Genomic DNA, 14596 nt, shown 5'->3' with positions numbered 1-14596 from the left:
GGACATCCGCACATCCAGGGACTCCCGCGCTTCCGCGAGCAGCGGGGCCACCGGGTCAGCGGTCGGAGATCCGCATCTCGAACCAGGTGGTCTTGCCACGCGGCAGCAGGTCCACGCCCCACCGGTCGGAGAGCTTGTCGACCAGGAAGAGCCCGCGCCCACTGATGTCCATCTCCTGGACGGGCATCAGGCACGGCAGCCCGCGCGAGGGGTCGCGCACCTCGATCCTGATCCAACCGCGGCGCCGCATCATCCGCAGCCCGAAGACCCTGGCACCGGTGTGCCGCACGGCGTTCCCGACGAGTTCGGACACGAGCAGAACGGCATACTCGGCAGTCTGCGGGGAAAGCGCCCACTGCCGCAGCACCACGCAGGAGGTGAGCCTGCGGGCGGTTGCGGCGGACTCCGGGCGGGAGGGCAGCCGCACTTCATCCTCCGTCGGATTTCCGAACAACTCCAGCGCCTTGAACGCCTGTTCGTCATCGACGGCCGGCACTCTCCGTGCCGCTGTCGCGCTACTGCGCTGTCGCGGCTGCTCCACACCCTCCAGGCCCGCCATGGACACCATCATGGCTGCACAGCAGTCGCTCCGTGGCCGTTCCCGCGGAATCCCTGACCCGGAATCAGGCATTCCGTAGAGGGCTGGAGGCATATGCCGCTGGCAGAATGCCGCACCCGATACCCACGCCGACCTGCATGGATACCCTGCCCGAACGGGTTTGCCGGAACGGACGGGAGGCTGAGCCTTAAGGTTGCCTTAAGGCTCAGCTAATCCGCCCACACGGATGAACGCACGCCCGGACGTTCCCAACTGGCGTTCGGTCAGAGGAACTTGGCCTTGCCCGGACCCTCCTCTACAAAGCTGCGCATTCCGCGCTCCCGGTCCTCGGTGGCGAAGAGGCCGGCGAACCAGGTCCGCTCGATCGTGAGACCGGTGTCGATGTCCGTCTCCAGTCCGGCGTCGACGGCCTCCTTGGCGGCGCGCAGCGCGAGCGCGGGGCCCTTCGCCAGCTTGGCGGCCCAGGCGTGCGCCTGCTCGTACACCTCGGCTGCGGGCACCACCCGGTCCACCAGCCCCATGGTCAAGGCCTCCTCGGCCCTCACATGACGGCCGGTGAAGATCAGGTCCTTCGCCTTGGCGGGGCCGACCAGCCGGGCGAGGCGCTGAGTGCCGCCCGCGCCCGGGATGAGCCCGAGCATGATCTCCGGCTGCCCCAGCTTGGCGTTGTCGCCGGCGATCCGGAAGTCCGCGCAGAGGGCCAGCTCGCAGCCGCCGCCGAGCGCGTAGCCGGTGACGGCTGCGACGACCGGCTTGGGGATCCGGGCCACCGCGGTGAAGGAGTCCTGCAGCGCCTTGGACCGTACGACCATCACCGGGTGGTCCATCGCCTGCATCTCCTTGATGTCCGCGCCGGCCGCGAACACCTTCTCGCCGCCGTAGAGCACCACGGCACGCACGTCGTCGCGCCGGGACGCCTCTTCGGCGAGCTCGCGCAGCCGGTCCTGGGTGGCGATGTCCAGGGCGTTCATCGGCGGACGGTCCAGCCGGATCGTGCCGACGCCGCCGCTCACTTCAAGGGTTACGGTCATGGGAGGCAGGTTAACCGGCGCTAACGCCGGGCCGGACAGGGCCGGGCCCGGTGCCGTTCGTCACAGCCCGAAAGCCCGCGCGGCCCGGGTCCGTTGTCCCGGGCCGCGGCGTGCGGCAGTGCTCCCCGGATTCAGCCCTCGACCCATCCGTGGTTCTTGGCGAACTGCAGCATCCCTTGGCGTACCTGAAGAATGTGCGCCGCGGTGAGTCCGGGTGCCGATTCCAGCAGTACTTCCGTGACGTCCCGTACGTACTCCTCCGAGTTGAGCACATCGCACAACACGTCGTCGCCGTCCACGGGGTGCCTGCTCGGGGACTCGGAGCGCCCCGGGAAGACCGATGCCGTAACCGACGCCGCCCCGCTTCCGTTGCCCGCGGCGAGTTGCACCGAGGACGCCTTCAGACCCCGGTCACCCTGCTCGATCTCGAACTCGACCATCAGGCCGGGCCGGAGAGACGCCTCGGGAATACGAAGGTCGTTCACATGCAGGAAGACGTCCTCGCCACCGTGGTCGGGAGCGATGAACCCATAACCCTTCACGCTGTCGAAACGCACCACACGACCGATGACCATGGGAACCGCCCTCTCAACGAATCCCGGACCTGTGTCCGGGACCATCCCTGCCGCGACAGGCCGCCCGGACCTCGTGCACCCACTCCGGACGCGCCTTGCGACTACCTGACCGCTAGCGTCCCAGATGTCATCGCCCCGCAGGTGACACCTGGGCCCTTGTTTCAGCGGCACACCATCTTGTCAGCACTCCGTGCAGCCTACGGCCGGCGGGACGGCGCGGAGGAGTCCGGCTGCCCCACCGGCGGATCCACCTCGTCGAGGAACGTCCGCATGACCTCACGGAAGTGTTCCGGTTCCTCGAGGTGCGGCAGGTGGCTGGACTCCTCGAAGATCTCCCAGCGTGCTCCTGGAATGAGGTCCTGGAACGGTTGCACCGTCGCGGGGGTGGCCTCGTCGTGACGCCCGGAGATCAGCAGGGTGGGCACGTCGACGTCGGGACAGAGGTCGATGACGGACCAGTCACGCAGCGTGCCGTTCACATGGAACTCGCTGGGGCCATTCATCGCGTAGTAGACGGTGGGGTCGTTGTACACCTCGTAGAACGACGCCAGGTAGTCACGGGGCCAGGGCGCGAGGCGGCAGACGTGACGCTCGTAGAAGGTGCGCATGGCCGCGTGGTACTCGTCCGACTCGGTGGTTCCGGCGGCCTCGTGCCGGAGCAGCGTGTCGTTGACACCGGGCGGGAGCTGGTCCCGGAGGATCTTGGCCTCCTGGAGCCAGAGCGGATAGGAGGCGGGCGAGTTGGCGATGACGAGGCCGCGCAGGCCGGCCGGACGCGCCGCGGCGTGGTGCGTGATGAGCATGCCGCCCCAGGACTGCCCGAACAGTACGTAGTTGTCGGCGATCCCGAGACCCGTGAGCAGGTTGTCGAGTTCGGCGGCGAACAGGTCCACCGTCCAGAAGTCTGCTCCCCGGTCGGGCAGATGGGTCGATCCGCCGTTCCCGATCTGGTCGTAGTGCACGACGGACCAGCCGTCGTCGGCCAGGTCGGAGAGGTTCTGCAGATAGTCATGGGTGGATCCCGGGCCACCGTGCACGACGACGAGCGTGGGCCGGTCGGAGCGAAGGTCGCCCGTCACCCGGTACCACGTCTCATGCTCGCCGAACGGCAGGGTCCCCTTCGCGCTGGGTGCCACGGTCACGTCACTTCGCCTCGTTTCATTTCGTTTCGTTACGCTTCGTCCCGCACGCTGCTCGCGGAGGGGAGCGGTGGGTGACGCGGTCACGCGATCACGCGGTCACGCGGTCACGCGGTCACTCCGGGGTCGGACGCCGTACTCTTCGACGCCAGCCACTCGTCGATGACGTGCGCGGTTTCCTCGGCGCGGTCCTCGACGAGGGTGAAGTGGTTGGCTCGTACGGTCCGCAGGGTATGGCTGGCCTCCCAGGGCTCGGCACGGCCACTGACCAGGTCGGGGGACGCGTCGTCCCCGTCCGGCACGAAGGACTGGGTGCACTGGACGAAGAGCACCGGTGCCTCGACCGGGGTGAGCGGGAGTTGCGGAACCAGTTCGACCCAGCGGCCCATCGCCGAGAGCCGGCTGCTGTCGAAGCGGCCGAACACTGCTTCCTTGTCGAACATGCCGAGTGCGAGTCCGTCGAGGGGGACCCCGTCACTCCCGCCGTCGTGGACCTTGAACGTGTCCAGCAGGATGACGCCCGCCGGGCGCACCCCGCATTCCCGTTCCAGGTGTCCGGCGGTGGCGTAGGCGAGGGTGCCGCCGGACGAGTAGCCGAGCAGAACGAACGGTTTCCCGTCCGCCGTGTCCAGCACGCTCCGGGCGAGTGCCTGGACGGCTGCGTCGGACGACGTGGGAAGGCTCTCGCCCGCAAGGAATCCGGGGACGGGCAGTGCGGATATCTTGTGCCTGCCTCCGAAGTGGGACACCAGACGCGCGTGCTGGTGGACACCACCGGTGGCCATGGGCGTGCTGAGGCAGATGAGGTGCGGCCCTTCGGCGGCGTCCGCGAGACGCACCGCGGCGGGCAGCCGGTCGATCTCGTCCACGGAGCCGAAGCCCGGCCGGACGTCGGCGGCTGCCTGAAGGAGCGCGAATCCCTTGTCCGCGCGGCCGGACACGACGGCGGAATGGAACAGGTCTCGGAGCGTCTCGGGCGGCCTGCCGGCCGAACGGGCCTCGGCCTCACCGGATACGGCGCCGCTCTGCACCCCGTCGGCACCCACGGGCGCTCCCGCTTCGTCGGCCGCGAGGGGCTCTGCCGCCAGGAGGTCCGTACGCAGCAGCCGGGCGAGCCCGGCCGGGCTCTTGCTGTCGAAGACCACCATCGGAGGGAGCCGTAGTCCGGTGTCCTTCATCAGGGCGTTACGGAGTTCCATCGCGCCGAGCGAGTCGAACCCTGCCTCCAGGAAGTCCCGTTCCGCGTCGAGGGCGTCCGCGCTGCTGTGGCCGAGGAGCGCGGCCGCCCGCTCCATGACGAGCGTCCTGAGGAGGGCCTCCTGCCCAGCCTGATCGGCCTGCGCGAATCGCTGCCGCAGAGACGTCGCATCCGTCCTGATCACGGCACTGCGCCGCCTGGTGGTGGGGACGAGGTCGCGGAGGAGTGCGGGGATGGTGTCCGTACGCGTACGGAGTGCGGTGACGTCGATCGGCAACGGAACCAGAGCAGCCCGGCCGGACGCCAGACCCGCATCGAACAACGCCAGACCCTGCTCCGGCTCCAACGCCGGCAACCCCTGACGCCTCATCCGCTCCAGATCCGCCTCACCCAACCACTCCCCCATCCCCGCACCCGCCCACAGCCCGTACGCGAGGGAGGTGGCCGGCAGACCCTCCGCCCGACGCTGCACAGCCAGTGCGTCCAGGAACACGTTCGCCGCCGCATAGTTCGCCTGACCCGCAGCCAGCACCGAACCACCCGCCGACGAGAACATCACGAAGAACGCCAACTCACGCTCACGCGTCAGCTCGTGCAAGTACCAGGCACCATCCGCCTTCGCACCCAACACCCGATCAAACCGGGCCCCGTCCATCGACCCGACCAAACCGTTGTCACCAGCACCCGCCGCATGCACCACACCAACCAGATCCGCACCCACACCCCCCACCAGACCGGCCACCGCATCACGGTCCGACATGTCACACGCCACCACCGACACCTCGGCACCCAACCCCGCAAGGCCATCGAGCAGTTCACCCACCCCCGGAGCCTCCAGACCGCGACGACCCGCCAACACCAGACGCCGCACCCCATGCACCTCCACCAGATGCCGCGCCACCAAACCACCCAGACCACCCGTGCCACCCGTCACCAACACAACCCCGTCCGGCACCCCCTGCGCCACCGCGACACCAGCAGGCACCTCCACCAGACGCGGAACCAGAACCTCACCCCCACGCACCGCGACCTCAGGCTCACCCGAAGCCAGCACCACACCCACAACATCCGCGAACACCCCACCCGCGGGATCCACATCCACCAACACGAACCGCCCCGGATTCTCCGCCTGAGCCGCCCGCACCAACCCCCACACCGGCGCCTGGCACACATCCACCCCGCCATCCGCACCCACCGACACCGCACCACGCGTCACCACGACCAGCGGACCGTCCGCACCCTCATCAGCCAACCAGCCCTGAACCGCCTCAAGCACCCCACCCAACACCGACCGCACACCCACCACCGGATCCACACCCACCACCGGCACCTCGAACACAGCCGGCCTCAACACACCCGCACCCTCAACCACCCCAGCCGCCACCAACGGCCGCCACACCACCTCATGCAACCCACCACCCACACCCGACCCGGCCAACTGCTCCACCGACACCGGACGCAGCGTCAGTCCATCGACCGACAGGACCGGTGCTCCCGCGGAATCAGCCATGGCCAGGGACACGGTGTCGTCACTGGACCCCGTGAGGCGTACGCGCAGCGCGGTCGGACCCGAAGCGAACAGGCGGACCCCCTCCCAGAAGAAGGGGAGTGCGGGACGACCGTCCCCCGCCGGGCCGGATTCGAGATCGGCTGCTCGGAGTCCGAGGGCGTGCATGGTGGAGTCGAGAAGCGCGGGATGCAGCCCGAACCGCTTGGCATCCGCATGTCCGGACTCGTCGAGTTCCACCTCGGCGTAAATGTCCTCTCCGACGGTCCAGGCCGCCTTGAGCCCTTGGAACACCGGCCCGTAACCGTAGCCACGCTCCGACAGAAGGTCGTACATGTCGGCGACCTCGACCCGGGTCGCGCCGGGCGGGGGCCATGCGGTGAGGTCGAACGCCGGCACCGACTCCCCCGCACCACCACCCACCACACCATCCGCATGCAACACCCACGCCGCACCCGCACCCGCACTCTCCCGACGCGAATGCACCCGCACCGAACGACTACCCACATCGTCCGGACCACCCACCACCACCTGCAACGCCACCCCACCACGCTCCGGAACAACCAACGGCGCCCGCAACGTCAACTCCTCCACCACCCCACAACCCACCTCATCAGCAGCCCGCACCACCAACTCCACAAACGCCGCCCCCGGCAACAACACCGAACCCAACACCACGTGATCCCCCAACCACCCCATCCCCTCCACCGACAACCGACCCGTCAACACCACACCACCAGAATCCGGCAACGCCACCGCAGCACCCAACACCGGATGATCCACCACCACCTGACCCAAACCACCCGCATCCCCACCACCCACACACTCCAACCAGAACCGCTCACGCTGGAAGGCGTAGGTCGGCAGATCAACACGGCAGGCACCCGAACCATCGAAGAACCGGGCCCAGTCCACCGGAACACCCGCCACATGCAACCGACCCAACGCCCCAACAGCCGTAGCCGCCTCGGGGCGGCCCTTGCGCACCAGCGGGACGAAGAGGGCCGCCTCCGAGCGTGCGGACTGCTGCGCCATTCCGCTCAGCACACCATCGGGGCCCAGCTCGACGTAGGAGGTGACGCCCTGGTCCTCCAGGAAACGGACCGCGTCCGCGAACCGCACCGCCTCCCTGACATGCCGCACCCAGTACGACGGCGTCGCGACCTCCTGCGACACCTCACCCGTCACGTTCGACACCACCGGAATCGACGGGGCACCGAACTCCAGCCCGGCCACCACCGCCCCGAACTCCGCCAACATCGGCTCCATCAACGGCGAATGGAACGCGTGGGACACCCGCAGCACACTCGTCCTGCGGTCCTGAGCCTCAAACGTCGCGACCAGCTCGCGCACCGCCGCCTCCGTACCCGAGACGACCACCGCACGCGGACCGTTCACAGCAGCCACGGCAACGCCGTCATTCAGCAGCGGAAGCACCTCGGCCTCCGTCGCCTCCACCGCCACCATCGACCCGCCGGCCGGCAACGCCTGCATCAACCGACCACGCGCTACGACCAGTTCAGCCGCATCCGCCAACGACAGCACGCCCGACACGTGCGCGGCCGCGATCTCACCGACGGAATGGCCCACCAGGAAGTCCGGGCGCACACCCCAGGACTCCGCCAGCCGGAACAACGCCGTCTCGACCGCGAACAGACCGGCCTGGGCGAACATCGTCCCGTTCAGCAGACCGGCGTCCTCACCCCACACCACGTCACGCAGCGAACGCCCCAACCGGGCATCCAACTCCGCGAGCACCGCGTCGAACGCCTCCGCAAACACCGGGAACGCCTCATACAACTCCCGGCCCATACCAAGACGCTGCGCACCCTGACCCGTGAACAGGAAGGCCGTGGCACCTGCCGGCCGTGCAACCCCCCGCACCACCGAAGGCGACAGCTCGCCCTCGACCAACGCGCTCAGGCCCCGTACCAACTCCTCACGGTCCGACGCCGCGACCACCGCACGATGCTCCAGCACCGCACGTGACACCACGGAGGAGAAGCCCACATCCAACAGCGAAGAGGAGACCCCCATCTGCTCCAGCAACTTCCCGGCCTGCGCCGACAGCCCGGCCTCGCTCCGCGCCGACAACACCACCGGAACCACCGGCACTTCAGTGACGGCCACCGGCTCCGGCTCCTCCACCACCGGAGCCTGCTCCACGATCACATGCGCGTTCGTCCCACTCAGACCGAACGACGACACACCCACACGACGCGGACGATCCCGCTCCGGCCACGCACGCGACTCCGTCAGCAGCTCGACCGCACCCGCAGCCCAGTCCACCTGCGGCGTCGGCACATCCACATGCAACGTCTTCGGCAACACACCATGCCGAATCGCCTCCACCGCCTTGATCACACCACCCACACCAGCAGCAGCCTGCGCATGCCCCAGGTTCGACTTCAGCGAGCCCAGCCACAGCGGATCGCCCTCCGGGCGCCCCTGCCCGTACGTCGCCAACAACGCCTGCGCCTCGATCGGATCACCCAGGCGGGTCCCCGTCCCGTGCGCCTCCACCAGATCCACATCGGAGTACGACAGTCCGGCGTTCTCCAGCGCCGCACGGATCACCCGCTGCTGCGACGGACCGTTCGGCGCAGTCATGCCATTACTCGCCCCGTCCTGGTTGACGGCACTGCCCCGCACCACAGCCAGGACTTCGTGCCCGAGCCGCCGGGCGTCCGACAGCCGCTCGACCAGCAGAACACCGACGCCCTCGGACCAGGCGGCACCGTCCGCGGCGCCCGCGAACGACTTGCACCGGCCGTCCTTCGCCAACCCGCGCTGACGGCTGAACTCAACGAACATGTCCGGGGTGGACATCACGGCCACACCGCCGGCCAGCGCCATCGAGCACTCGCCCGAACGCAGCGCCTGCGCCGCCAGATGCAACGCCACCAGCGACGACGAGCACGCCGTATCGACCGTCAGAGAAGGACCTTCAAGTCCCAGCGTGTAGGAGATGCGACCGGACACCAGGCTTCCGCCCGTGGTCGCGGCGGCCTCCGTTCCTTGGCCGTAGTCGTGGTACATCAGGCCGGCGAAGACTCCCGTCCTGGTCCCCTTCAGGGAGCGGGGATCGATCGCCGCACGTTCGAGGACTTCCCACGACGCCTCCAGCAGCAGCCGCTGCTGCGGGTCCATGATCAGAGCCTCGTTCGGGCTGATGCCGAAGAACGCCGGGTCGAATTCACCCGCCTCGTAGAGGAAGCCGCCCTCGTTCGCGTAGGTCTTGCCCGGCACACCCGGCTCGGGGTCGTACACACCCTCGACGTCCCAGCCCCGGTCGCGCGGGAAGCCTGAGACCGCGTCGCGGCCGTCGGCGACCAGATCCCACAGGTCGTCGGGCGAGGTCACTCCGCCCGGGTAGCGGCACGCCATGCCCACGATGACGATCGGCTCGTCGTCCAGGTCGCGCGCGGCGGGACTGCTGCTCGACTGCTCGGCCTCCCGCGCCCCGCTTCCGTCGAGCTCGCCGTCGATGTACCCCGCCACGGCCCGCGAGGTCGGGTAGTCGAAGACCAGCGTCGCGGGGAGCCGGAGCGCGGTCGTCAGGTTCAGTTCGTTACGGAGTTCCACCGCGCTGAGCGAGTCGAAGCCGAGCTCCTGGAAGGGCCGGTCCGCCTCGATGGCCTGGGCCGACGCATGGCCCAGCACCTTGGCCACGCGGCCACGGACCATCTCGAGCAGCTTGCGGGACCGCTCGTCGTCCGCGAGCCCCGCCAGGCTGCGCAGCAGCTCCTGACCGTCTCCGGCCCCGGCCACCGCACGTGCGGCGGGTCGCCTGGTGGTGGGGACGAGGTCGCGGAGGAGTGCGGGGATGGTGTCCGTACGCGTACGGAGTGCGGTGACGTCGATCGGCAACGGAACCAGAGCAGCCCGGCCGGACGCCAGACCCGCATCGAACAACGCCAGACCCTGCTCCGGCTCCAACGCCGGCAACCCCTGACGCCTCATCCGCTCCAGATCCGCCTCACCCAACCACTCCCCCATCCCCGCACCCGCCCACAGCCCGTACGCGAGGGAGGTGGCCGGCAGACCCTCCGCCCGACGCTGCACAGCCAGTGCGTCCAGGAACACGTTCGCCGCCGCATAGTTCGCCTGACCCGCAGCCAGCACCGAACCACCCGCCGACGAGAACATCACGAAGAACGCCAACTCACGCTCACGCGTCAGCTCGTGCAAGTACCAGGCACCATCCGCCTTCGCACCCAACACCCGATCAAACCGGGCCCCGTCCATCGACCCGACCAAACCGTTGTCACCAGCACCCGCCGCATGCACCACACCAACCAGATCCGCACCCACACCCCCCACCAGACCGGCCACCGCATCACGGTCCGACATGTCACACGCCACCACCGACACCTCGGCACCCAACCCCGCAAGGCCATCGAGCAGTTCACCCACCCCAGGAGCCTCCAGACCGCGACGACCCGCCAACACCAGACGCCGCACCCCATGCACCTCCACCAGATGCCGCGCCACCAAACCACCCAGACCACCCGTGCCACCCGTCACCAACACAACCCCGTCCGGCACCCCCTGCGCCACCGCGACACCAGCAGCCACCTCCACCAGACGCGGAACCAGAACCTCACCCCCACGCACCGCGACCTCAGGCTCACCCGAAGCCAGCACCACACCCACAACATCCGCGAACACCCCACCCGCGGGATCCACATCCACCAACACGAACCGCCCCGGATTCTCCGCCTGAGCCGCCCGCACCAAACCCCACACCGGCGCCTGGCACACATCCACCCCGCCATCCGCACCCACCGACACCGCACCACGCGTCACCACGACCAGCGGACCGTCCGCACCCTCATCAGCCAGCCAGCCCTGAACCGCCTCAAGCACCCCACCCAACACCGACCGCACACCCACCACCGGATCCACACCCACCACCGGCACCTCGAACACAGCCGGCTTCAACACACCCGCACCCTCAACCACCCCAGCCGCCACCAACGGCCGCCACACCACCTCATGCAACCCACCACCCACACCCGACCCGGCCAACTGCTCCACCGACACCGGACGGGAGACCAACGCACCAACGCTGAGCACCGGCTGGCCCGCCCCGTCGGCCACCAGGACCGACACACTGTCCTGCCCGGCAGGCGCGATCCGTACACGAAGAGCCGATGCTCCTGCCGCGTGAAGAGCCACATTGGTCCAGGCAAAGGGCAGCACGGTCGACTCGTCGGTCCGCGAACCGTCATCGATGAGCGCCACGTGCATGGCGGCGTCGAGCAAAGCGGGGTGCAAGCCGAAGCGCTGGGCGTCGTCGTGCGCCGAGTCCGGCAGTGCGACCTCCGCGTACAGCTCCTCCCCGGAGGTCCAGGCGGCCTTGAGCCCCTGGAACACCGGTCCGTAACCGTAGCCACGCTCCGAGAGGAGGCCGTAGGCTCCCTCGACGCTGATCGCCGTGGCACCCTTCGGCGGCCACGCAGTCAGGTCCGCGACCGGCGTCTCCGCGCCCGTGGCAAGGATGCCTTCCGCGTGACGCGTCCACGGCCCGTAACCGGAGCCGTCGCCTCGTGAGTACACGCCGACCGAACGGCGGCCCGTCTGATCGGCTGCGCCGATCGCCACCTGAATCGCGACACCTCCCTGCTCAGGGATCACGAGTGGCGCCTGCAACGTCAGCTCTTCCAGGAGGTCGCATCCGACCTCGTCACCTGCTCTGACGGCCAGCTCGACGAAGGCTGTGCCGGGCAGGAGCACGCTGCCCAGCACGCCGTGATCGGCGATCCAGGCCTGGGTGGCCAGAGAGAGCCTTCCGGTGAGCACCATCTCGTCGGCTTCCGCCAGAGCGACGGCCGCGCCGAGGAGTGGGTGATCGGTGGTGCCCAAGCCGAGCGAGCCGGGGTCGTTGCCGCCGAGTTCCGCTTCCATCCAGTACCGCTCGCGCTGGAAGGCATAGGTGGGCAGTTCGACGCGGCGGGCACCCGAGCCCTCGAAGAGCCGGGCCCAGTCCACCGGAACACCCGCCACATGCAACTGACCCAACGCCGCCACGGCCGTGGGCAGCTCGGGGCGGCCCTTGCGCACCAGCGGGACGAAGACCGTCGCCGACTCCGTGTCCACCGACTGCTGCGCCATCCCACTCAGCACACCGTCAGGACCCACCTCGACGAACGACGTCACACCCCGCGACACCACGAACGACACCGCATCCGCGAAACGCACCGCTTCACGGACATGCCGCACCCAGTACTCCGGCGAACCCCAACCCTCCGACAGATCCCCGGACACACCCGACACCACCGGAATCGACGGGGCACCGAACTCCAGCCCGGCCACCACCGCCCCGAACTCCGCCAGCATCGGCTCCATCAACGGCGAATGGAACGCGTGAGACACCCGCAACACACTCGTCCTGCGGTCCTGAGCCTCGAACGTCGCGACCAGCTCGCGAACCGCCGCCTCCGTACCCGAGACAACGACGGAACGCGGCCCGTTGACCGCAGCGATGCCCACCTCACCGTTCAGCAACGGAAGCACCTCAGCCTCCGCCGCCTCCACCGCCACCATCGACCCACCGGCCGGCAACGCCTGCATCAACCGACCACGCGCCACCACCAACTCAGCCGCATCACCCAACGACAACGCACCAGACACATGCGCGGCCGCGATCTCACCGACCGAGTGGCCCACCAGGAAGTCCGGACGCACACCCCAGGACTCCACCAGCCGGAACAACGCCGTCTCGACCGCGAACAACCCGGCCTGGGCGAACATCGTCCCGTTCAACAGGCCGGCGTCCTCACCCCACACCACGTCACGCAACGAACGCCCCAACCGGGCATCCAACTCCGCGAGAACCGCGTCGAACGCCTCCGCGAACACCGGGAACGCCTCATACAACTCCCGGCCCATACCAAGCCGCTGCGCACCCTGACCCGTGAACAGGAACGCGACCTTGCCCGCCGGCCGCGCCGACCCACGCACCACCGAAGACGACGTCTCGCCCTTGGCCAGTGCGCTCAGGCCCCGTACCAACTCCTCACGGTCCGACGCCGCGACCACCGCACGATGCTCCAGCACCGCACGCGACACCACCGACGAAAAACCCACATCCAGCAGAGAAGAACCAGAGGACTCGATCCGGGCCAGAAGCTTCCCGGCCTGCCCGGACAGCCCCGCCTCGCTCCGCGCCGACAACACCACCGGAACCACCGGCAGTTCAGTGACGGCCACCGGCTCCGGCTCCTCCACCACCGGAGCCTGCTCCACGATCACATGCGCGTTCGTCCCACTCAGACCGAACGACGACACACCCACCCGACGCGGACGATCCCGCTCCGGCCACGCACGCGACTCCGTCAGCAGCTCCACCGCACCCGCAGCCCAGTCCACCTGCGGCGTCGGCACATCCACATGCAACGTCTTCGGCAACACACCATGCCGAATCGCCTCCACCGCCTTGATCACACCACCCACACCAGCAGCAGCCTGCGCATGCCCCAGGTTCGACTTCAACGACCCCAGCCACAGCGGATCACCCTCCGGACGCCCCTGCCCATACGTCGCCAACAACGCCTGCGCCTCGATCGGATCACCCAGCCGCGTGCCCGTCCCATGCGCCTCCACCAGATCCACCTGATCCGACGAGATCTGCGCATCAGCCAACGCCGCACGAATCACCCGCTGCTGCGACGGACCGTTCGGAGCCGTCAGCCCATTACTCGCACCGTCCTGATTCACCGCACTGCCCCGCAGCACGGCCAGAACCGGATGTCCGTTGCTGCGAGCGTCGGAGAGCTTCTCCAGGAGCAGGACGCCGGCCCCCTCCGACCAGCTGGTGCCGTCGGTGGACCCTGCGAAGGACTTGCAGCGACCGTCCCTGGACAGGCCGCCCTGTCGGCTGAACTCGACGAAGACCTCAGGCGTCGACATGACCGCCACGCCTCCGGCCAGCGCCATCGAGCACTCGCCCGAACGCAGCGCCTGGGCCGCCAGATGCAACGCCACCAGCGACGACGAGCACGCCGTATCCAGCGTCATCGACGGCCCCTCAAAGCCGAAGACGTACGAGACGCGGCCCGACGCAATGGAACCCGTGGCGCTGTTGTGGACGTAGTCGTGGTACATCATTCCGGCGAATACGCCGGTTTTGCTGCCCTTCAACGTGGTGGGGTCGATACCGGCCCGCTCGAAGACCTCCCACGAGCATTCCAGCAGCAGTCGCTGCTGCGGGTCCATGATCAGGGCCTCGTTCGGGCTGATGCCGAAGGGAACGGGGTCGAACGTGTCCGCGGAGTGAAGGAACCCGCCCTTGTCGACGTAGCTGGTGTTCTGTCGCTCGCCGTCCGGGTCGTAGAGAGCACCGAGGTTCCAACCACGGTTCTCCGGGAAGTCGGATATGGCGTCCACACCATCGTTCACCAACTGCCACAGAGCCTCTGGTGATTCGACGCCACCCGGAAAGCGGCAGCTCATCGCGACGATGGCGATGGGTTCGCGGGCCGCGGACGACAGTTTCCTGTTGTGGGCCCGCAGACGGTCGTTCTCCTTGAGCGACGCCCGCAGCGCGGCGACCAGTTTCTCGTCAGAATTACTCATCGGGGCA

General features: G+C 68.6%; 5 protein-coding genes. All 5 read right to left on the bottom strand.

Annotation, left to right across the window (positions count from 1 at the left end):
• Positions 1-55: 55 nt before the first annotated feature.
• Positions 56-571 (bottom strand): ATP-binding protein, encoded by a 516-nt coding sequence (locus tag SH922_RS28040; protein WP_393060658.1) that lies wholly within the window; start codon positions 569-571, stop codon positions 56-58.
• Positions 572-822: 251 nt separating this feature from the next.
• A complete protein-coding gene (locus SH922_RS28035) occupies positions 823-1590 on the bottom strand; it encodes an enoyl-CoA hydratase/isomerase family protein (RefSeq protein ID WP_393060656.1) in 768 nt (255 codons plus the stop codon).
• Positions 1591-1721: 131 nt separating this feature from the next.
• Complete coding sequence (locus SH922_RS28030) at positions 1722-2165, bottom strand: cold-shock protein (RefSeq protein ID WP_393060654.1); 444 nt, start codon at positions 2163-2165, stop codon at positions 1722-1724.
• 197 nt (positions 2166-2362) lie between these two features.
• Positions 2363-3307 (bottom strand): proline iminopeptidase-family hydrolase, encoded by a 945-nt coding sequence (locus SH922_RS28025; protein WP_393060652.1) that lies wholly within the window; start codon positions 3305-3307, stop codon positions 2363-2365.
• 104 nt (positions 3308-3411) lie between these two features.
• Positions 3412-14589: an SDR family NAD(P)-dependent oxidoreductase gene (locus tag SH922_RS28020; protein ID WP_393060650.1), complete on the bottom strand. Its 11178-nt coding sequence runs from the start codon at positions 14587-14589 to the stop codon at positions 3412-3414.
• Between the last annotated feature and the right edge of the window lie 7 nt (positions 14590-14596).

The organism is Streptomyces sp. LN549 (genome assembly GCF_043203805.1).
In the GTDB taxonomy this organism is placed as follows: domain Bacteria; phylum Actinomycetota; class Actinomycetes; order Streptomycetales; family Streptomycetaceae; genus Streptomyces.
The sequence above is the reverse complement of the archived record's forward strand: the minus strand, read 5'-3'. Positions and strand labels throughout refer to the sequence as shown.

Bases quoted from the DNA above. Each gene is read 5' to 3' on its own strand.
- SH922_RS28030 (WP_393060654.1), bottom strand. From the start codon at position 2,165: ATGGTCATCGGTCGTGTGGTGCGTTTCGACAGCGTGAAGGGTTATGGG.
- SH922_RS28035 (WP_393060656.1), bottom strand. From the start codon at position 1,590: ATGACCGTAACCCTTGAAGTGAGCGGCGGCGTCGGCACGATCCGGCTG.
- SH922_RS28040 (WP_393060658.1), bottom strand. From the start codon at position 571: ATGATGGTGTCCATGGCGGGCCTGGAGGGTGTGGAGCAGCCGCGACAG.
- SH922_RS28020 (WP_393060650.1), bottom strand. From the start codon at position 14,589: ATGAGTAATTCTGACGAGAAACTGGTCGCCGCGCTGCGGGCGTCGCTC.